The 21,126-nt window shown below is 38.7% G+C and carries 20 protein-coding genes and 1 other RNA gene; 6 read left to right on the top strand and 15 right to left on the bottom strand.

Features of this window, described 5'->3' with window-relative positions:
* Positions 1 to 138: 138 nt before the first annotated feature.
* The 3 genes from Q0874_RS05905 to Q0874_RS05915 form a co-directional block, all read right to left on the bottom strand.
* Positions 139 to 1,191, bottom strand: coding sequence for a DUF6515 family protein (locus Q0874_RS05905; RefSeq protein ID WP_299160597.1), 1,053 nt, complete (start codon positions 1,189 to 1,191; stop codon positions 139 to 141).
* A 25-nt stretch (positions 1,192 to 1,216) separates the two neighbouring features.
* The gene (locus Q0874_RS05910) at positions 1,217 to 1,945 is read right to left on the bottom strand and encodes a DUF2092 domain-containing protein (protein ID WP_299160600.1); all 729 of its coding nucleotides are present in this window, start codon (positions 1,943 to 1,945) and stop codon (positions 1,217 to 1,219) included.
* A 107-nt stretch (positions 1,946 to 2,052) separates the two neighbouring features.
* Positions 2,053 to 2,589: a Pycsar system effector family protein gene (locus Q0874_RS05915; RefSeq protein ID WP_299160602.1), complete on the bottom strand. Its 537-nt coding sequence runs from the start codon at positions 2,587 to 2,589 to the stop codon at positions 2,053 to 2,055.
* Positions 2,590 to 2,717: 128 nt separating this feature from the next.
* Here Q0874_RS05915 and Q0874_RS05920 point away from each other — a divergent pair, with 128 nt between their 5' ends.
* A complete protein-coding gene (locus Q0874_RS05920) occupies positions 2,718 to 3,830 on the top strand; it encodes a DUF5009 domain-containing protein (protein WP_299160604.1) in 1,113 nt (370 codons plus the stop codon).
* A 65-nt stretch (positions 3,831 to 3,895) separates the two neighbouring features.
* Positions 3,896 to 4,375 carry a GAF domain-containing protein gene (locus Q0874_RS05925; protein ID WP_299160606.1) on the top strand — a complete coding sequence of 160 codons (480 nt, stop codon included), beginning with the start codon at positions 3,896 to 3,898 and terminating at the stop codon, positions 4,373 to 4,375.
* A gap of 68 nt (positions 4,376 to 4,443) precedes the next feature.
* On the opposite strand, the gene Q0874_RS05930 is transcribed toward Q0874_RS05925, so the two are convergent.
* Positions 4,444 to 5,709 (bottom strand): glucose-1-phosphate adenylyltransferase, encoded by a 1,266-nt coding sequence (locus tag Q0874_RS05930; RefSeq protein ID WP_299160608.1) that lies wholly within the window; start codon positions 5,707 to 5,709, stop codon positions 4,444 to 4,446.
* A 3-nt stretch (positions 5,710 to 5,712) separates the two neighbouring features.
* A complete protein-coding gene (gene glgA / locus Q0874_RS05935) occupies positions 5,713 to 6,918 on the bottom strand; it encodes a glycogen synthase (protein ID WP_299160610.1) in 1,206 nt (401 codons plus the stop codon).
* 315 nt (positions 6,919 to 7,233) lie between these two features.
* On the opposite strand from glgA, the gene Q0874_RS05940 reads away from it, so the two are divergent.
* Complete coding sequence (locus tag Q0874_RS05940) at positions 7,234 to 8,022, top strand: DUF1080 domain-containing protein (protein WP_299160612.1); 789 nt, start codon at positions 7,234 to 7,236, stop codon at positions 8,020 to 8,022.
* 122 nt (positions 8,023 to 8,144) lie between these two features.
* On the opposite strand, the gene Q0874_RS05945 is transcribed toward Q0874_RS05940, so the two are convergent.
* Complete coding sequence (locus Q0874_RS05945) at positions 8,145 to 8,390, bottom strand: GIY-YIG nuclease family protein (RefSeq protein WP_299160614.1); 246 nt, start codon at positions 8,388 to 8,390, stop codon at positions 8,145 to 8,147.
* A gap of 334 nt (positions 8,391 to 8,724) precedes the next feature.
* Positions 8,725 to 9,123, bottom strand: a transfer-messenger RNA (tmRNA) gene (gene ssrA / locus Q0874_RS05950).
* A 140-nt stretch (positions 9,124 to 9,263) separates the two neighbouring features.
* Between ssrA and Q0874_RS05955 the strand changes: the two genes are divergently transcribed.
* Positions 9,264 to 10,469 (top strand): NAD(P)-dependent oxidoreductase, encoded by a 1,206-nt coding sequence (locus Q0874_RS05955; protein WP_299160616.1) that lies wholly within the window; start codon positions 9,264 to 9,266, stop codon positions 10,467 to 10,469.
* A gap of 3 nt (positions 10,470 to 10,472) precedes the next feature.
* Here Q0874_RS05955 and Q0874_RS05960 read toward each other — a convergent pair whose 3' ends face one another.
* Both Q0874_RS05960 and Q0874_RS05965 read right to left on the bottom strand, forming a co-directional pair.
* Positions 10,473 to 11,588, bottom strand: a complete 1,116-nt coding sequence (locus tag Q0874_RS05960) for an Sb-PDE family phosphodiesterase (RefSeq protein ID WP_299160618.1) — start codon at positions 11,586 to 11,588, stop codon at positions 10,473 to 10,475.
* A 25-nt stretch (positions 11,589 to 11,613) separates the two neighbouring features.
* A complete protein-coding gene (locus Q0874_RS05965) occupies positions 11,614 to 12,603 on the bottom strand; it encodes a transglutaminase domain-containing protein (RefSeq protein ID WP_299160622.1) in 990 nt (329 codons plus the stop codon).
* 21 nt (positions 12,604 to 12,624) lie between these two features.
* On the opposite strand from Q0874_RS05965, the gene Q0874_RS05970 reads away from it, so the two are divergent.
* On the top strand, positions 12,625 to 12,987 hold the full coding sequence (locus Q0874_RS05970) for a DUF1801 domain-containing protein (RefSeq protein WP_299160625.1): 363 nt from the start codon (positions 12,625 to 12,627) through the stop codon (positions 12,985 to 12,987).
* 1 nt (position 12,988) lies between these two features.
* Here the strand turns inward: Q0874_RS05970 and Q0874_RS05975 are convergent, their stop codons facing one another.
* On the bottom strand, positions 12,989 to 14,602 hold the full coding sequence (locus Q0874_RS05975) for a sulfatase (RefSeq protein WP_299160627.1): 1,614 nt from the start codon (positions 14,600 to 14,602) through the stop codon (positions 12,989 to 12,991).
* Between the two features lie 58 nt (positions 14,603 to 14,660).
* Positions 14,661 to 15,482, bottom strand: a complete 822-nt coding sequence (gene kdsA / locus Q0874_RS05980; RefSeq protein ID WP_299160630.1) for a 3-deoxy-8-phosphooctulonate synthase — start codon at positions 15,480 to 15,482, stop codon at positions 14,661 to 14,663.
* A 145-nt stretch (positions 15,483 to 15,627) separates the two neighbouring features.
* Between kdsA and typA the strand changes: the two genes are divergently transcribed.
* A complete protein-coding gene (gene typA / locus Q0874_RS05985; protein WP_299160633.1) occupies positions 15,628 to 17,427 on the top strand; it encodes a translational GTPase TypA in 1,800 nt (599 codons plus the stop codon).
* A 21-nt stretch (positions 17,428 to 17,448) separates the two neighbouring features.
* On the opposite strand, the gene ppgK is transcribed toward typA, so the two are convergent.
* The 4 genes from ppgK to Q0874_RS06005 form a co-directional block, all read right to left on the bottom strand.
* Positions 17,449 to 18,198, bottom strand: a complete 750-nt coding sequence (ppgK, locus tag Q0874_RS05990; RefSeq protein ID WP_299160636.1) for a polyphosphate--glucose phosphotransferase — start codon at positions 18,196 to 18,198, stop codon at positions 17,449 to 17,451.
* An 80-nt stretch (positions 18,199 to 18,278) separates the two neighbouring features.
* The gene (locus Q0874_RS05995) at positions 18,279 to 19,094 is read right to left on the bottom strand and encodes an NUDIX domain-containing protein (RefSeq protein WP_299160639.1); all 816 of its coding nucleotides are present in this window, start codon (positions 19,092 to 19,094) and stop codon (positions 18,279 to 18,281) included.
* Positions 19,095 to 19,191: 97 nt separating this feature from the next.
* The gene (locus Q0874_RS06000) at positions 19,192 to 20,361 is read right to left on the bottom strand and encodes an MFS transporter (RefSeq protein ID WP_299160641.1); all 1,170 of its coding nucleotides are present in this window, start codon (positions 20,359 to 20,361) and stop codon (positions 19,192 to 19,194) included.
* Positions 20,362 to 20,445: 84 nt separating this feature from the next.
* On the bottom strand, positions 20,446 to 21,126 hold the full coding sequence (locus tag Q0874_RS06005) for a sulfotransferase family protein (protein WP_299160643.1): 681 nt from the start codon (positions 21,124 to 21,126) through the stop codon (positions 20,446 to 20,448).

Below are 21,126 nucleotides of genomic sequence, written 5' to 3' on the forward strand. Positions count from 1 at the left end.
TAAGGCTATTACAGATCAATACTTCGTGCTGCTTTCCACTCCTAAAACTAAGACTAATTTAGTTAATTGGACTCTTAACAATTAATATAAAGGGAATAAAGAATCAACTTTTAAAACTTGAAATTAAAAATGAGGATTTTATTCCTCCTTTTTTACATCTACAATCTCATACATATCTTCCCCATCCAGTTGTATAGGCTGGTAATAAGTTTCTCCAAACTGTACATAGGTCTGATCTCCAATTTTCACTTCTTCACCACCTTCCGGCAAATGTGGGACAATAGTGCCTGCCGTGGCAGGGACCACCGTATAACCCTCTTCTGATTTTTCGTAATAGGCACCCCCATAGTAATAATTATTGGTGGTTTCATTTACCTGAACCACTTCGGCTTCTTTTGGAATAGTCGCGACTGTTGCCCCAATAGGCGCCTGCACCACCGTATAGCCTCCACTTGATGAAACATAGTATACGCCTGTATCATAATAGTATTGCTGACTCTGAATGCTTACAATGATAGCTGTAGTAGCGATAGAGGCCACAAAAAAGCCCCAGGGATGCCAAACTGGCCCCCAGTAAAACGGACGATAAGGATGATAATAATAAGGCCTGTGGCAATAATAGCCAAAACCGCCATATCTGTAGGGAGGTCTGACATATGCACGTCCACCGGCTCGTACATAGGTATTCCCCCTGTTAATATTTACATTTCTGCTATTATCTATATTAATATTTCTGTTTCTGTTTCCACTATTGTTTTTAATCTCTGAAGTTCTTTTTCTTTCATTCGCAGTATTCGGTCTGTTGGCATTACCAGCATTAGGACGGGTTGCGTTGCCTGCATTAGACCTGTCAGATGTCTTTTGCCTTGGAGCAACATCCCTTTGCCGGGTACTTGGCGTTCTGCTATAACTGCGATCATTAGATCTCGTATGCCCTCCATTAATAGACCGGGAAGGTGCGTTTGATGTGGAAGGTCTGGTTGTAGATGAGCGTTGAGTGCTTTGACGCGGCGCGGTGGATCTGGAGGGTGCTGAGCGCTGAGTGCTTGGGCGGGACATACTTCTGCCGCCGCCTCTGGATGCTCCATGACCCATTCTTTGAGCATTTATTGCTTCCATAGGTGCTATGAGGAAAAGTAATATTATCAGTATTCCGAAACTCTTATTTACTATTGTTTTGTCTTCGAACATAATTTATTTTTTTAATGTAACTGGCTTATGATTTTTCCATTATGTCAATAAGCCTCGCATTGGGAGGTGGTAAGAATTCAAATACAGTATTGGGGAGCTTTGGGTTAATGTCCCAATCTTTAAATACAGATTCGAAACGTAAATTTTGATTCCCCTTTTGAATTATTATAAAGCGTTTTGGTAAATTCCACTTGCTGCTTGAAATCCATACCTGAAAATGCATGGTTTCATTGGTGGCTCTAATGTAAAAACAGTCTTCGCCGTCTACTACCGTTTTTCCTAAATACTCCAGTGTATTGAAATCTGCCAAAATATCATCGGTAAAAGAAGGATAGAAAAAATCGGCTGCAGGAAACTGAAAATCAAACCTGCTGTGTAAGCTGTCTATCATTGCAATTATATTTCCGGGAGCCTCAAGAGTAACATAGTTGTTTTCTTTATAAGAGTACATCGAAGCAAATGCCCCATTGTACCAAAAACCATGCTTTCCTTTATTTCCGGATCTTTGGTAAACCATTTTATCGGGACCTGCCATACTAACATGGCTTGTACTGTAATGGGTTTCTATTTTTTGTTTATCATCCAACCGGTCTGTAGCAGTTTCTATAGTAAAACTCACTGCCTCAAGTTCACCGATAATATCTGCCATCCTATCCAGGATATAAACCGCTGCCGAATCTATCTCCCGGGCATCCTGGCTTTGGCCAAAAAGGGGAAGTGCTAAAAAAGCAAGTGTTAGTACGTATTTTTTCATAGGCCTAATATACTTTTTTTTTGAATTTTTAGCTCGAAGAATATCGATATAAGCGCTTAAATAAGCGAATGATGAAATAGTTTAGATTCTGTCATTCTAAGTTTTAACTACAAATACAAATGGATAAACCATACAATAACAATGATTATTATAAAGATAAAGCTCAGCGCAAAGTATTTGATGGCATTTTCTACATGTTGGAATTTCTTATCAATAATCATGCTTTCTATATAAATTTGCTGACCTAATTGGGTGTAAAATTCCTCTTCTTCACCAAATATTTCAATTAGATTTTTGGTGTATTTCTCTATACTTCCGAAGGAGTATACCGCATCTCTGAAGAAAAGCACATTTTTTTCATATTTCTTAGTAATCTGAGGTTTAAAACACTTAAAACAAAAGTATATAGAAATCAATGAGCTGATCATCCAGAAACAAGCCAAGATAATAAATACGGCACCTCCTTGGAAAAGAGGGCTAAGCTGTTCTAATCTGTCAAAAAACACCCCCAAAATTAACCCATGAAAAGAAAATATAACACCTGCTTTCAACTCTGATGCCCGGATTAGTTTTTCTAATCGTTCCAATTGCTCCCAATAATTATTAGGGTCTTGTTTCGGGATTAAATTTTCTTTTTCTGACATTCCTTATTGGATTTTTTTTAATTAATCAACGATTTAAATATACAATAAATCCAATTATGTTAAATAATTAAAGGCCGAAGGAATTAGATATTCTATTATCTTTATCCCAGGACCAACCAATTTGAGTTATGAAATTAACCATTACCAGCCAGCGCCTTTATTCATTAGATGCACTTCGGGGATTTGACATGTTCTGGATCATTGGTGCAGAAGAAATATTTCATAAAATGGCAGAAATTACGGAATCGCCATTTTGGAATACGCTATCTGTTCAGTTTAATCACCCGGCATGGCACGGTTTTGCTTTTTACGATTTGATCTTTCCTTTGTTCCTTTTTCTAGCCGGAGTTGCCACTCCATATTCTGTAGGGAAACAATTAGAAAAAGGGGTAAGCAGGAAATCCCTCTTATACCGTGTCATTAAAAGAGGCCTGATTCTGGTTCTCCTCGGGGTCATTTATAATAATGGCCTTGAAATTCGCCCCTTGGAAGAAATTCGCTTTGGAAGTGTTTTGGGGCGTATTGGACTGGCTTATATGTTTGCCAACATCATATACCTGTATACCAAACAGCGCGGCCAAATCATTTGGTTCAGCGCATTGCTTCTGGGCTACTGGTTCCTTTTAATGTTCAATTCTGCTCCCGGTTATCCTATCGGAGATCTTACTATGGAAGGTAATTTTGTCTCCTATCTGGACACCCTGATTATGCCTGGTAAATTATATTTGGGTATACATGACCCTGAAGGTTTTGTATCCACAATTCCTGCCATCCCAACCTGTCTGCTGGGTATTTTTGCGGGAAATTTATTAAAAAAAACAGCTGTGGAGAAGCAAAAAGAAACGGCTGTTCGGTTGGTAGTTATAGGTATTATTCTGATTATCGTAGCACAATTGTGGAATTTGGTTTTACCAATCAATAAAAATTTATGGACTAGTTCATTCACCTTGCAATGTGGGGGTATAAGCATGCTATTGATGGCTGTCTTTTATTACATCATAGATATCCTGGGGCATAAAAAATGGGCATTTTTCTTTAAAGTAATCGGAATGAACTCTATTTTGATCTATATGGCAGGGTCATTTATAGATTGGCCCTATACGACTTCAGCTCTTTTCATATGGCTGGGTCAGCTTGTTGGGGATCCTTATAATGCTGTGGTTATGGTTTTTTGTTATATCGCGGTACAATGGGCATTTTTATATGTGCTTTATAAAAAAAAGATATTTCTGCGTGTATGAAAATGGTACTGTACTATAGGAAGTAAAATTATAATCTTAAATTGATCAATTAGAAGATAAGGGTGATGGATAAAATTGATAAATCAAAACGAGCTGATATATCTGGCTCTCTAAAGCAACAACCAATAAACTGGCAACAGGTACTTTCAACTATTATTTCCTGTTTCGATTGCACAACCGGGACAATTCATTTTCTGGATGAGACTAATTCAATCTTAAAGTTGCAGGCTCAACAAGGAATCCCTACTTTTTTATTACCTAAAATTGCTGAGATACCCATAGGAAAGGGCATGGCCGGGATTGCAGCTGAGCGCCGGGAGCCCGTGGAAATATGTAACCTGCAAACAGATGATTCCGGAGTTGCCCGTCCGGCAGCCAGGGAAACAAAAGTTGAGGGTTCAATTGCAGTACCTATGCTATTAAATGGGGTTTTGTATGGGACATTCGGTATTGCAAAGCCAGTTGCCTATGATTTTACAAAAGAAGAGATTAGCGAACTTCTTGAGCTTGGGGCAGAAATGAGTCGGGCATTAACCTCTCTTTAGAATTAAAAGGCGGCCATGTTTCAGCTTTTATTTTGCCATACCATCGGATACCTAAAGCTTATTTCAGCTTATAACTTAAATCCTGAGGGAATTACCGCTTCTTTTTTTAATACCACAATACCATCCTTAATGACATAGGTATCGGTTGCAATGTCTTCCAGATGAGGACCTCCGTCAATGGTTACATCATCACCTATACGGCAATTTTTATCAATGATGGCATTTTTAATAAAGCATCGTTCCCCGATTCCCATGAGCACTTTAATATTTTTGTTTTCTATTTCGTCTAAAGATTCATAGTAATCGCAACCCATCATATATGCATTGATAACAGTAGAGTCTGCACCTATTCTGGAGCGTATTCCAATTACTGAACGCTCTATTTTGGTGGCATGGATTATGCATCCGTCGGCAATTACCGTTTTGTCCATCTGGGTGCCTGTAATCTTGGAAGTTGGCAACACTCTGGCCCTGGTATGAATAACCCGTTGTGTGTCATAGAGGTTAAACTTTGGAATGTTGTCTGTTAATCCCAGATTGGCTTCAAAGAAAGAATCGATATTTCCAATATCCGTCCAGTAGCCTTCGAATTGATAACTGATGACCTTATGTTTTCCAATGGATTGCGGGATGATCTCTTTTCCAAAATCCATGGTATCAGGATTATTCATAAGTTCTATCAAAAGGTCCCTGTTAAATATATAAATACCCATGGATGCCAAATAGTAACGCTCTTCCTGCTTCATTTCTTCACTCACTTCTGATTGCCAATCCGGCAACAAATCAGATGATGGTTTTTCAATAAAGGAGGTGATATTATCTTCATTATCATTTTTTAATATTCCAAAAGAAGGCGCATCATTGGCATGAACAGGAATAGTTCCTATGGTTATTTGGGCATTACTCTCGATATGTCTATCGATCATTACATTAAAATCCATTTGATATAACTGATCCCCGGACAGGATTAAAGCGTATTCAAATTCGTGCTGCAAAAAATGATGCATGCTTTGTCTTACGGCATCAGCCGTGCCCTGAAACCAATCCCCGCTGGTCATCGTTAGTTCGGCGGCCAGAACATCCACAAAAGCTTTACTGAAGAAACTAAAATGATACGTGTTCTTAATATGCCTGTTTAAGGATGCAGAATTAAACTGTGTTAATACATACATTCTCTTAATTTCTGAATTGATGCAATTGGAAATTGGAATATCTACCAATCGATATTTTCCTGCGATAGGTACTGCCGGTTTTGACCTCTTTTCGGTCAATGGAAACAGGCGTGACCCCTGGCCTCCACCTAATATGATAGCTAATACGGAATTACTGAACATGTTTTAATGCTTTAAAGATTTGTATAAGGTTTCAATTTGTTTGGCTATAGCCGACCAGTCGAAAGTTTCTTCCACTCTTTTTCTGCCCTTATTGGCCATAGACTCCTGTAATTCTTTATTGTTTATTACGATATTTATGCCATTTGCAAGATTCCGGGCAAATTTATCCGGATCTACCGGTTCAAAAGGTGCAACATTTTGTTGTTCCAAGGGCACCAGGATACCCGTTTCACCGTCCACCACCACTTCTTTTATTCCTCCTACGGCACTGGCAACAACTGCTGTTTTACATGCCATAGCTTCAATATTGATTATTCCGAAAGGTTCGTAGATTGAAGGACAACAAAAAACATCTGCATGTGAATAAAGTTGTATCACGGATTTTTTATCGAGCATTTCAGCTATCCAGATAACATTATCCCTTAATTTTTTTACTTCATTAACGCTGTCTTCCATTTCTTTGGCAATTTCAGGAGTATCCGGGGCCCCAGCACATAAAACTATCTGAGTATCCGGGTCAATATATTTTATGGCATTCACCAAATGTATGATCCCTTTCTGCTTTGTGATTCTGCCCACGAAAAGCACATAGGGTTTGGACTTATCGATATTGTATTTATCTAAGGCAGCAGTTTCTTTGGTAACTATATACTCCTCAAGATTTATTCCGTTATATATTACCTTAATTTTTTCCTTATCAACATTAAAATATTTCAGGACATCATCTCTTGTTTCATTCGATACGGCAATAACGGCATCTGCCATTTCTATTGCTGTTTTTTCAATCCATAAGGATGCATCATAACCCCTTCCCAATTGTTCTCTTTTCCAGGGTCTTAATGGCTCCAATGAATGTGTGGTTACCACCAATGGAATGCCATAAAGTAGTTTAGCAGTAATGCCGGCAAAGTGCGAATACCAGGTATGGCAATGTACTATATCGGCATCTATGTCATCAGCATTCATATGAACACAGGTGCTTAATGTTTTTAATACTGCTTTAAGTTTATCATTGGAATTATTAAAAACAGGATTGTCATATGGATATCCTTTGACCGATAGATTATCGGTTTTTTCATCCTGATCCCCAAAACATCGCACTTCCAGCTCCATAAGTTTGGCTAATTCGGCGGCCAAATACTCCACATGGACCCCTGCTCCCCCGTAGACGTAGGGAGGAAATTCTCTAGTATAAAAAAGTGCTTTCATATAATTTCTTTAATGCCCGGTTTCCACTCCAATATGCATATAATTTAATCTATTTTTTAATAGCAAACTAACCTGGATTATTTTTCATAAAGGTATTTATAAAATTCGTTTTCTTTTAATAGATAGGCATATAAAACAAGGTTAAATGGATTGATCTGAAGAGATTTCTTGCATAGGCCTCACAAAGAAGTCCGGGGCATACGAATTTCTAATTTAAAACCGTTAAATTTTCATTCTCATCTTGCAAGTAATCAAATGTTTAACCTAACTTTATCCTAACTCAGTTGGCTTTCAGTTGACCGGAAAATATATAATATGGGAAAAGCAGTTTTACCCCTTTTAATGGTTCTTCTTCTAACAAATTGTAAAAGTGAGAATTCCGAATGGAAATCTTTGATTGTAGATAATTCCCTGGAAGGCTGGCACACTTTTCAGAATGCAGAATCAACAAAAGGATGGATTGTAGAAAATAATACCCTGATTTTTAACGGGATTTCAGATATGGAATCGGGAGAAGGAGATGCTAGCCTTCTATCTGACAAAGAATACGGAAATTTTGAAATAAAATTTGATTGGAAAATTATACCGGGGGGCAATAGCGGTTTTATGTGGGGGGTAAACGAAGATGAAAAATATAATTATCCCTATCAAACAGGTCCGGAAATTCAAATTTTAGACCCTGCAATTTATGACGATCCCAAAATTGCTCTGGGTGGAGAAATGGAAATAAATAATGCCGCAGAAGATTTGGAAGCCCACAAGCATTTTGTTGGGGCATTATATGATCTGTCTCCTCCTACTGAATTAAATGCGGCCAAACCTGCCAGTGAATGGAACTCCTATCACATCAAAATAGATTATAAAGCCAATCGCGGCGAGGTTATCCTCAATGACGTTCTAATTAATACATTTCCACTTCAGGGACCCGAATGGGATGCCATGCTTCAAAATAGCAAGTTTAGTAAGTCTGAGTCGGAAGATTCAGCATATTTGGGCGATGCACGGTGGTATGATTTTGGAAAATTCTCAAAAGGTCATATTTGTTTTCAGGATCATCCGGGCGAGGTCTCCTTTAGAAATATTATGATTAGAGAGCTGGATTGAAAGCGCTGTTAAATTGGCGGAATAGATAAATACAATATTATACTCTCCTTTTGTTACTAAATGCAATCCCGGAACCTGACTTTGCTCCTTCGCCGAAGCTATGGAGCAAGTTTATATTGGTATTATACAAACCTTTTATTTCTAAAAGCAATTCCAGAACCGGACTTCAAATAGCGTTCAAAGTCGTAGGCTTTTTGTTTATTAGAAAATAGGGATACATGGACTACTTCAAATGGTAGTTTATTTTTGGTGAAACGGACTTCTCCATTCCTATGTTCTTTAAGTCGTCTTTTTATATTTCGTGTAAAACCGGTATAGTATTGTCCGTTAGAACACTTAAGGATATAAACAGCGTATGGAAGTTCCATAAAGATTTATAAAAGATGCAAAAATTAACATCTGACACTGTAAAAACCCTGCATCCTCTTTTGCAAAAGGCTACAGAGAATAAAAACCAAAATTGGATCGGCATCCACCGAAGCCCTCTAGGGAAAAACTTTTAGAAGATTTAATAAGTACTAAAAATTAAAAAGCCCTCCTACACTTTCGCTATGCAAAAGTTTCGGTGAATAAATAAGTGCAATAAAAATTGGATCGGCATCCACCGAAGCCCTCTAGGGAAAAACTTTTAGAAGATTTAATAAGTGCTAAAAATTAAAAAGCCCTCCTACACTTTCGCTATGCAAAAGTTTCGGAGGGCGAAGGTGGAGCCGGGGAGAATCGAACTCCCGTCCAAACAAGCAATTACAATGCTTTCTACATGCTTAGTTTTTGTTCGATTTTCGATGTGTAGCTGACCAAAAACCGCCTATTACACACTTAGCTTCTTAAGATTTTGGTGATACTAACAAAGCAATAGTACCCTTGTGTTGACTTTTATGGTGCCCCTAAATGAATCGCCGTCAACAAGGGCTATCCTGGGACATCTCGCTTCTCTACCTGGTAGAGACGAGGCTAAATCCTACTATAATTCGGATTAAGCGGCAAGAGCGTAATTATTATCGCCAACTAAAAGTTTGAAATATGAGATTTACGAGCTATATCCCAGCGCTCGACATGCTTACATCGCCATTGGTCTCGCTGTCAAAACCAGTCGGCCCCATATTATAAAGAACGTATGCCTTAAAAAGGTTTGCGAAGTTAGCAAAAATACAACTCCTTATTCATATTCATGATTAAGGAATTTGCCTAACATTGCAAATCCATGTACTTTAACGCAAAATTTATACCAAATTGTAACTATGCATTTCGGAATCATCAGAGAGCGCAAAAACCCACCAGACAGGAGGGTAGTGCTATCACCGCGGGCCTGCCAAAAAGTCGTTGAGAATCATGAACAGGCTCAGATTACTGTAGAATCTTCCCCGGTTCGTGTTTTTACCGATGAGGAGTACCAAAAAGCGGGCATTGCGGTAGCCTCTACCGTAGCAGGCTGTGACATATTACTGGGTGTAAAGGAAGTACCTGTAGAAGCCTTAATTCCAAATAAAAAATACTTTTTCTTTTCCCATACTATTAAAAAACAGCCCTATAACCGGAAATTATTGCGAGCTGTACTTGAGAATAATATAGAACTTTATGATCATGAGGTAATTACCAATACGAATGGAGTTCGTCTTGTCGCGTTTGGAAGGTATGCCGGAATTGTGGGTGCCTATAACGGATTTCGTGCTTATGGTTTAAAGACCAATTTATTTCAGTTACCGAAAGCAGAGGATATTGCAGACCAGCAGGCATTGATTGCAGAACTCAAAAAATTGCAATTACCACAAATAAAAATTCTTCTTACCGGAAAGGGTAGGGTAGGAAACGGAGCCCGGGAAATGTTGGTAGGTATGGGCCTTAAGGAAACAACAGTAAAGGAATATTTGGAAGAGTCTTTTGAGGTTCCGGTCTTTTGCCAGATTGATGTGCTGGATTACAATCTTAGAAAAGATGGGTTGGTGAAAGATGAAACGGACTTTTTTAAAAACCCTTCGGAATATGAATCTAACTTTATGCGCTTTGCTCCTGTAACAGATCTTTATATGGCCGGACACTTTTACGGAAATGGAGCTCCGTACCTGTTTACAAAGGAGGATGCAAAACAACCTCAATTTAAGATTAAAGTAGTAGCTGATATCAGCTGTGATGTGAATGGGCCTGTGGCTTCCACCATAAGGTCTTCTACCATAGCAGATCCTATATATGGCTATGACCCGCAGACCGAAAGTGAAGTAGATTATAGGCTACCTCACGCCATAGCCGTAATGGCAGTTGATAACCTTCCTGCAGAATTGCCCAGAGATTCCAGTGAGGGATTTGGACAGGCTTTTGTTGACAGCGTCATCCCCGCCTTTTTTAATGGGGATGCAGACGGGATTTTAGAAAGGGCTTTAATGACTAAAGACGGGAAACTTACCCCACGTTATAGCTATTTACAGGATTATGTTGACGGGAAGGAATAGTTCCTACTCTACCTTGATTTCCCAGTTAATCACGGGCTGCTCTTTCGGCGCGGTATAGGCGCCTAATGCTTTAAGAGCTAGCATAATTGACTCCTTTTTTTCCAGGGTTTTGATCTGAAGTGTAACCACTTCTCCTGCAGGGATCTCAAAAACAGGCGGTTTGCTGTAAAGTGTGTAGGCCATTTGATTTTCAAACATCAGGTCGCTACTTGAAATGTTTTCAAGTTCAACCTTCAACACCTGAGTTTCGGGAATATAGGTGACTTCATTAATTTTTATACTTGCTTTTATTAATGGGATAAGAAATTCAGCTTTACCAACTAATAACGAGTTATAAACGGCCACGGTTCGTCCTGCAAACAAAGCTTCCCGCATGCTTTCAAGGCTTTTGTTTTTGGCAAAGACCAAAGTTATAGGCCTGTGCATACCTTTTTCAATGTAATCCCAATCAATTAATCCATGAATATCGCTTGTGCCCATTATGGTCAGGTTGTACTTTAATGCCAGAGCCAAAGATTCCTGGGCATAATCCAAAGAATTAATGACTTCAATACCATGTAACTCTCCATTTTTAATTCGTTCTTCCTGGAAATCACTTAAAACAGGATTTCCGCTGGGACTTTGAGCATACCAGGCCGGATGGTTCCAGAACACAAAGGCATTTTGTTTTTTGGCTTCCTGAAAAGGAATAGCAGGATCGTCTGCCATTAGTTTATTCGCATCTGAAATAAAAACGGCATTACTGTGTCCTACAGGTTCGGAACGGGTAATTTCTGAACCATGAACAATAAGAAGACCATGTTCCTTCGCTTCTTCCAGGGCCAAATGGTAAGATCTGTTACGGTCCGGATGAGGAATATCGTCTTTATGTGGCTGGTATTCCAAATGCTCGGTTAGTGAAATGGCATCTAAATTTTCCCTAAGAGCTTCCTGTACCCGGATAGTGGGCCAAACATTACCATCTGAAAAAACCGTGTGTTGGTGCAAGTCGGTTTTAAGTGTAAGGTATCCCTCAATATTGGGATAGGTCAAAGCCAATTTACCGCTATGGGAATGAGATTGAGAATTTATTGTTTGTAAGGTGGAAAAAATTGCAAGTATTAAGAGTATTCTTTTCATCCGGTGTTTGTTATAATGATCTTCTTTAGTTATTGAGTTCTTCTACAATTTTAAAATTTAAAATGGGCTTGTCATCCATAAATACAGTTAGCGAATTATGATTTTTATGTAAATTTTTGTTTAGCCGGATTTTTGAAATAAAGGATTTGTCCTTCCCTTTTTTAAATCCCATTCTCCGAATTTCTGGCCTGCCATGCACCCAATAATACATTCCATGATCGCGGGGCAATTGATCAAAATAGATATAGTTGGCATCTTCAGATGAAATGCTAAGTATTCCTTTTGTCTTGGGCGATAACTCAATACCCTTTCCAAAAAAATCAGTTAAGTAGATGGGTGCGCTAAAAAAGTGTTCCATATCCACAGGATTATCCAATAACTGCCATTCTTCATTAGTTGGGAAATGATGCTTGACAAATTCGTCAGGTTTTGTAAAAAAATAGTGGTCCAATTGTTTCCGTATAAATTTATTGCTTATCAAATCTAAATGACCTGAAGCCCAGGTGGGATCCATTAGTTTCCAAACACCATTTAATTGTACTGCATTCCAGGTATGATTTTTAAACGTCTGATCTCCTTTTATAAATCGGATATCCGTCTTGGCAACACCGACAATTACTTTAGACGGCAGGCCAAATTGCTGGCAGAGCTCATTAAGAATCAGCGAATACTCCAAACAGACTCCTTTGCGGGCTCTGAATGCCTTTTCGCTCCAGCCTAAAACCACTCTCCTTATCTGGTTTTGTTTCCCATATTCGGATTGGTAAGAGATTATTTGCCCGGTCTTAAATATGTCATCATATGTTTTTTCGTATACCATATTTTGGGTAAGCCAAACAAAAGCAGCACGTACCCTCTCTTCGTCAGTACTAAAATCGTTTTGAATTCTGTATCCCAGGTCATGGATTTTTTTAAAATTTGGGTAAGCTCTTACTTTCTGATCCACCCTTGCATACTCATTGGAAAAGGCAAGGGAAGAAACCAGGAATAAAAGAGAAAATAATACCTTAGACATTTCAACTTTTTCCTTAAAGATATGAATCCTGCGGAAAATTACATACTAAGTCAGCCAGAACCATATAGAAGTATTCTTTTACATTTACAATCTGTTATTGAACATACAGTACCTGAAGTGGATTTGAAGTTTAAATACAGCATTCCTTTTTACTACCTCGAAGGAAAGCCTTATTGCTATTTGAACCAAAGCAAAAACTACGTAGACCTCGGATTTTGGAATGCCGCTCATCTTACGATTCATTTAGAACACATGACAATAGCTGGCCGCAAAATAATGCGGTCACTCAGGTATATTTCCCTCGAAGAAATTGATCATACAATATTGGTAGAAGTATTAACAGATGCCTATAGCGTAAAGGATAAAAAGTTTTGGAACAAATAGCTTATTCTTCTATCCAACCTTTCTCTTTGTATAAATTAATATATTGATTACTAAGTGAATCACTGTCCTTGTACTTTAATCTGACTTCCTTAAGTTTTTGCTTCATTTTACTGACTACATTGGAATATTTCGGGTCTTGATACACATTATTCACTTCAAGCCTGTCATTCTTTCGATCGTATAATTCCCATTCATCCACATCGTAGTAAAAATGAATCAGTTTATAGTCTTTGGTAGCAATACCATAATGCCTTTTTACGGCATGTTCTGCAGGGTATTCGTAGTAATGGTAGTATACCGCTTCACGTTCCCATTTCTCTTTTTCGCCCTTGAGCAAGGGCACTAGACTTTCCCCTTGCATGTCCGAGGGGGGTAAAGCGCCCGCCACTTGCAAAAATGTCTGGGCAAAGTCTAGATTCTGCACCATTTCGTCTTCTGTAGTTCCTTCATTTATAACATGTGGCCATTTAATTAATAATGGGGTTTTAAAAGACTCCTCATACATAAATCGTTTATCGAACCAACCGTGTTCTCCTAAATAAAACCCCTGATCTGAAGTATATACAACCAGGGTATTTTCACTAAGTCCTTCCTTATCTAAATAATCCAGCAGCCTCCCCACATTCTCGTCCACTGCAGCAATAGTTCCAAGATAATCCTGTAAGTATCGCTGGTATTTCCAAACCATAAGGGTAGAATCATTCATTGAAGGGTATCGTTTTCTAAAATCTTCATTTATCGGTGAGTAAACTGAATCCCATGCTAACTTTTGTTCAGGCGTCATTTTTTCCAGGGGATCAAAAAGTTTTCTATCCTCAATGCCCAATTCTTCTATAATTTCGGGGGTTACTTTATTATCATAGTTAAGAACCATATGTTTAAGGATATTCATTTCTGCACTCCTGGCCGCTTCACCTCTTGTGGCATAGTCATCAAAAAGCGTTTCGGGTAAAGGAAAAGTCTTTTTGGTAAATTCCTTGTAATGCCTTTCCGCAGGAAGCCAGGATCTATGAGGGGCCTTGTGAAGGTGCATTAAAAGAAAAGGTCGTGCAGTATCTCGTCGCTTTTCTAACCAGTCTATGGTTAGGTCTGTAATGATGTCTGTTACATAGCCAACAATTGTGGTATCTCCCTGTTTGGTGTTGAATGTAGGATTATAGTAATCTCCCTGGCCAGGTAGAATTTTGAATTCATCAAAACCTTTAGGATTATTGCCAAAATGAAGTTTTCCAAACATAGCAGTTTGGTAGCCAGCGCTTTGTAAAAGCTGAGGAAAAGTGATATTGGTAGTGTCAAAAGGGGAGAGGTTATCAATTTTTCCATTAATATGGCTGTGCTTTCCGGTTAGGATTACAGCTCTGGATGGCGCGCAAATAGAATTTGTAACACTGGCATTGGTAAAAAGCATGCCCTCATGGGCAATCCTGTCAATGTTAGGGGTTTGAATTAATTTATCGTTGTAAGCGCTGATAGCCTGATAAGCGTGATCATCAGACATGATAAAGACAATATTTGGCCTTTTTGCTGACTTCTTTTCTTTGGTTTCGGACTTACATGAATTAAAAATGATCAAAGTGCTGCCCAAAATTAGTGATAAACACCAGGTTCTTTTCATAAGTATTTAAAGGAATTAATCAATTCCAATGTACTGATTTTTAGGTAATATATCCGAATCACTGAAGACTATTGACTGTTTTACGAAGAGCCGTTAAATTGGTTAGAAGTTTTTCCAGTTGATCTAAATGCAACATATTGGCCCCGTCGCTTTTGGCATTGGAAGGATCAAAATGGGTTTCGATAAAGATTCCATCAACCCCTGTGGCTATTCCGGCACGAGCTATTGTACTTATTAATTCAGGTCTCCCCCCGGTAACTCCTGAAGACTGATTGGGTTGCTGCAAAGAGTGGGTGACATCTAATACTACCGGGGCGTATTGTTTCATGACGGGTATGCCTCTAAAATCGACCACCATGTCCTGGTAGCCAAACATAGTGCCTCGGTCTGTAATCATAACCTGGTCATTATTGGAGTCAATTATTTTATTTACAGCGTGCTTCATGCTTTCCGGGCTCATGAATTGTCCCTTTTTAAGGTTAACGGTTTTTCCGGTATTTGCTGCCGCTACCAGCAAATCGGTTTGACGTACAAGGAAGGCAGGAATTTGAAGGACGTCCACATATTCAGCGGCAAGTTTAGCATCGGCTATTTCATGTATGTCGGTAACTGTGGGTACGTGAAAAGTTTCAGAAACTTTTTTCAATATTTTTAGCGCTTTCTCGTCTCCAATACCTGTAAAAGAGTCAACCCGGCTGCGATTTGCTTTCTTAAAACTCCCTTTAAAAATGTAGGGAATCTCCAATTTATCTGTGATTTCCACAATTCTTTCTGCGATGCGCAATGCCATTTCCTCACCTTCTATGGCACACGGTCCGGCGAGCAGGAAAAAATTGTTGCTATGGGCATATTTTAGTTGGGGTATGGAGTCAAGTTTCATATACAAAAGTTAGATTACAAAGATAATTGTTTTTTAAAGCTATTAGCGGTACCGCTAATCCCTCAAAATCAATACAATAAAAATAACAGAACTTTATAACAGTAAGCAAAAAATAGGAGTATCTTTGCAGCCTCAAAACAAGAAGATGTCTAATACGAAAAACATTGCCATAATTGCCCACGTTGACCACGGTAAAACAACCCTGGTAGATAAGATATTACATTATTGCCAGTTATTCCGGGAAAATGAGAAAACCGGAGATCTTATTTTGGATAATAATGACCTGGAGCGTGAAAGAGGTATTACTATTACTTCAAAGAACGTATCCGTATTATATAAAGATACCAAGATCAATATTATTGATACTCCTGGCCACGCCGACTTTGGTGGTGAGGTAGAACGTGTATTAAATATGGCTGATGGGGTTTTGCTATTAGTAGATGCCTTTGAAGGTCCAATGCCCCAAACCCGATTTGTATTACAAAAAGCAATCGACATGGGTTTAAAACCCTGTGTAGTAATAAATAAAGTAGATAAGGAAAATTGTACCCCGGAAGAAGTGCATGAAAAGGTCTTTGATCTGATGTATGAACTTGGTGCGGAGGAATGGCAGTTAGACTTTCCAACAGTCTATGGTTCAGCCAAAAACAACTGGATGAGTGATGACTGGCAGAACGAAACAACAACTATAGAGCCTTTATTGGAAATGGTTGTTGAGCACATCCCAACTTTTGAACCTCAGGAGGGTACCACACAAATGTTGATTACGTCTTTAGATTACTCTTCATTTACTGGTAGAATCGCCATTGGACGCTTACAGCGGGGTTCTTTAAAGGAAGGACAGCAAATCTCTTTGGTAAAACGAGATGGCAGTATTGTAAAGTCTAAGGTAAAAGAACTATTTACTTTTGAAGGCCTGGGCCGTATAAAAGTGAAGGAAGTAGTCACCGGCGATATTTGCGCTATAGTAGGACTTGAAGGTTTTGATATTGGAGATACCATCGCTGATCTTGAAAACCCGGAAGGACTTAAGACTATTGCTATAGATGAACCAACTATGAGTATGTTATTCACTATTAACGATAGCCCGTTTTTTGGCAAGGACGGCAAATTTGTTACTTCAAGGCATATAAAGGAAAGGTTAGAGAAAGAACTGGAAAAGAACCTGGCACTACGTGTGGAAGAGACGGATAGCGCAGAAAAATTCATGGTTTTTGGAAGGGGAGTTTTGCACTTATCTGTGCTTATAGAAACTATGCGAAGAGAGGGATATGAATTACAGATAGGGCAGCCTCAGGTTATTATCCGAACCATTGACGGAGTAAAGTGTGAACCGATAGAACAGCTGACCATAGATTTACCAGAAGAAGTATCCGGGAAAGCTGTAGAAATGGTCTCTATCCGAAAGGGTGAAATGACCAGTATGGAAGCTAAAGGAGACAGAATGGTATGTGAATTCCTTATCCCTTCACGTGGTATTATCGGATTGCGAAATCAACTTTTAACTGCAACAGCCGGTGAGGCAATTATGGCCCATCGTTTTCTGGAATACCAGCCAATGAAAGGAGATGTCCCACAAAGGCAAAATGGTTCATTGGTTTCTATGGAAAATGGAAAGGCAATTCCTTATTCAATTGATAAATTACAGGAAAGAGGAAGATTTTTTGTAGATCCGGGTGAGGATATTTATGAAGGTCAGGTTATTGGTGAAAATACCAGAGGTGATGATATGACAATAAATATTACTAAAACCAAGAAGCTTTCTAATGTGCGTTCTTCAGGAGCAGATGACAAGGCAAAAATAGTACCGGCCATCAAATTTTCTTTGGAGGAAGCCCTTGAGTATATTCAAAAAGATGAATATGTGGAGGTTACACCAAAACATATACGCCTTCGTAAAGTCTTTCTAAAAGAAGTAGACCGAAAAAGAAATAAGATTTCTTAAATTATTGGTAATTATTCGGGCCTAATCTCTTGGTGCCTCGTGCAGCGCCGCGGCTGCTGCGCCGACTATTCCGGCCTGGTTTCTTAGTTCCGCCGGTATTACAGGAGTTTCAATGGTGATATAATCTTTGTATTCATCAAAATTTTTGGAAGTCCCACCTCCCAGAATAATATAGTCGGGGGAAATTAGAAGTTCCACATATTTCAAAAATATATTAAACCTCTTGCCCCATTGTTTATAGCTCAGGCCTTCGTTTTCCTTTGCAGATGCTGCTGCCCAGGTTTCAATTTTTTTATATTTCTTATAAGGTATTTGGCCAAGTTCAAAGTTGGGAATTAATTCACCATTAAAAAAAGCACCGCTTCCTAAACCAGTACCAATGGTAATCATTACAACAAGGCCTTTCTTGCCTTTACCTATCCCATAATTCATGGTGGCATAGCCAGCCGCATCTGCATCATTGATAACCGTTACCGGAAGTCCTGTAGCCTTACTGAAAAGCTCTCTTACGTTTACATTTACCCAGGATTTATGTAAATTTCCTTTGGATTTGCATATCCCATGCCTGATAATTGTTGGAAATCCACATCCTACGGGTCCTTTATGATTAAAGTGTTCTACAATTTTTTTAACCACTTCAGCCATTTCTTGTGGTTTTCTGGATTCAGGAGTAGGAATTCTGAAACGTTCGGTCAACATTTCTCCTGTTAGTGAATTTACCAGTGCGCCTTTCATTCCGGAGCCACCAATATCAATGCCCAATACTACCATTTGTGGTTTTTAAATTAATATATAGGTTTGTAAAATCGGAGCTAAAAGTAACAAAAAACTTTTTGGGGTTTACTGGATTTTTATATTAGATATCCTTTCTTATTAAGAAAATCAAAAATAAGTTTGTCTACTTCAGACACCATATTTCTGTCGCTGTAACTGAGCCATACCATTTCAGAAATTTCAGAATCGGGGCACAACTCGCCTGTATACCCGCCTGTATAACACCTCATTCGGACCATGACGCCGGGTTGAACCCCATGAGCGCGTGCCTCAAAAATCCCCATAAATTTCAATGAAGAAATGTCTAAAGTTACCTGTAGTTCCTCCTTTATTTCTCTGGAAAGAGCTTGCGTATCAGATTCTCCGGGCTCTCTTTTCCCCCCGGGGATATAATAGACATCCTTATCTGAACTTCTTGTGCATAAGATTTGGTTGTCTGCAATATGAATCCATGCAAGTACATCCAGGATTTCCTGCGATGGCTCAATATAATAATCTATGGAGTTAAGGGAATGGTTTGGGTCCAGTATGTCCAGTATTTTATCAATTGCAATCCCAAAACGGGTTAGTGTACCTAGTCTTTTGTTCCTGCCAAGGGCACTGGAGATTGTCTCATCCCTATTGCCAAATTTGTAACCTCCTCTTTTTACCCAAAGAGAATTCAGTAAAAACTGCATCAATACATTGCCCAATTGGTCTATAGATACCGCAATCTTTAATAGATATTCTCCTATCCCTCTAAAACCTTTTGTGAATAAGGAATATAGAATGCCGTATAAAAAGCCGAGAGGGCCGGTAAGAATAAGTAAAATTAAGGACACTATAAAAAGGAGTATCCCAACAAAGGGGCTAGATTTTTTATTGGGCAGATTTTGCTGTTTTTTTAGTATCACATCGGCATAAGTTGCTCAACCACGAAGTTAATGGATATTTGGAAAACATCATTTAATCTATACTGACAGCTACTTTTGGAGAATTATTTTTTAGTCTTTAAGCCCCGCCGGTTGCCTTTTTATTAAGAATACCATAAAAGAAGAAACCAATACTTATGCTTAATATTATATAAGTCAGTATTACAAATAACTGAGATTGCGAGATTATATTTAAAAACGGAAGTAAAATGATTGGGGACAAAAACTGACCCATAAACCAGAAGGTAGTCAGCCTTCCAATTTCCTGACCCCTTATTTGTTCCGGGGCTAATTGCATCACCCAGACATTTGCATTTGGGATCATTAATCCCATTCCTAATCCGGCCAGTAACATTCCCAACATGACCATAGCATATGAACCACCATAGGCGATACTTGCATAGGAAAGAGCCATAAATAAATAGCCTATTCCAAATACCTGCTGATAGCTCAATCTGTCCTTAATCCGGGAAAAAGAAAGCGAGGAAAGTACCGAGAAAAAAGTACTAGAGGCAATAGCAATACCAATCAATGTATTTTTTTCAATACCAATTGATTTTAGATAAAATGGTATCTGTACAGGGATTATAAAAAACAGAATCCACATAATCATGACGTTAATAAAGATTAACCAAATTACTTTTGGTGATTTAACAGAAGTATCCTTACTTTTTACCACATGTAAAGTCTTAGGTTCTTTAAGAAATAAATTGGTCATGGGTAAGATTATCAGAGGAAATAAATAAAGTAAAAAAGGAACCCGCCATGATATATCTGCTAAAACGCCTGCAATTGTAACGAATAATATACCTCCCAGAGACATTACTGCGATTTGCAACCCGGCAAACTTTTGCCTGGATTTACCCTGATAATAATCTGCAATGAGTGTTGTAGCAACTGTCATTGTAATTCCAACACAGATACCTAACAAAGCCCTTCCAGCAAGGATGAGGTAAATATTATCCAGCCAGTAACCAGAACTGCCGCCTATGGCATAGAGTATAAGTGCTGTATTTAAAAGTCGCAATCTTCCAAATTTATCAATGAACTTTCCTGCGATTATTGCCGTTAAGGCAATAAAAAGAGCGGGAAATGAAAGCGTTAGCTTTACAAGGTTTTCAGCGTTTGGTAAAGTTGAAAATGCCTTGGTCATATCGGGCAATGAAGCAGATATGGTAATCATAGACATAATGGTAAGGCTACTTACCAGTAAAAGGGTAACTTTTACCTGCCAGCTTTCAGTATTCATAGTGGAATATATTTATAATTAACCCCCGGTAGGCAAAAGCCACCGAGGGAGATTGTAATGTTTAGTTTTTATTCATTTCTGGCTTTAGACCATTTCCCCTTTCATAAGTTTGGGAAGCATTGCCTTAAAATTCTCCTTTTTATTTAAATGTGGCAAAGGTTCAGCTGGTTCTTCTACACCTAAAAACTTACAAAGTGGTCCCCATCCTTCCCGCACGTCATAGACCAATAGTTTGTCTGCAGGTACGTTGGCTTTTACTTCAGCTATGTGATCTTCCCAGAATTTTTTCGCAAATTCTTTATCGCCAAACTTTCCCTGAAGTCTTTCAGCAAAAAAGACTTTCTTGAACCATTTAATGCATTTAACAACATTACGTGCCCGGGCACTGAAAAGTAATTTTCCCATCATTTTCATCTTTTCTCCGGGTGTTTGAGGTCCGGCTCTGAAAACTGTACTGTCTACGCTTTTATACCATGCTTCAAAATCCCGAACGGTCAGGATAACTTTTGCATCCGGGTATCTTTTCATATGTTCCTTGTACCAGGGATAACCAGGAAAATCTACTGTGCCATCATACCCTTCGTAAAGTGCATCCCAGTCTGTATCACCAGTTTCATCCAGTGTCTTCCAATAATGAAGTTTTTCCGGGTTTACCAGCAATTCCTTCATATGGTAAACGTGTTTATGACCTAATTGTTCCAGGCTCTGCTTTAGTGTGTTTGTGCCGGTCCTTGGTAATCCGGCTCCTATGATTTTAATTGACAT

Origin of the sequence: uncultured Eudoraea sp. (assembly GCF_947490415.1) — a bacterium.
Classification (GTDB): Bacteria; Bacteroidota; Bacteroidia; order Flavobacteriales; family Flavobacteriaceae; genus Eudoraea.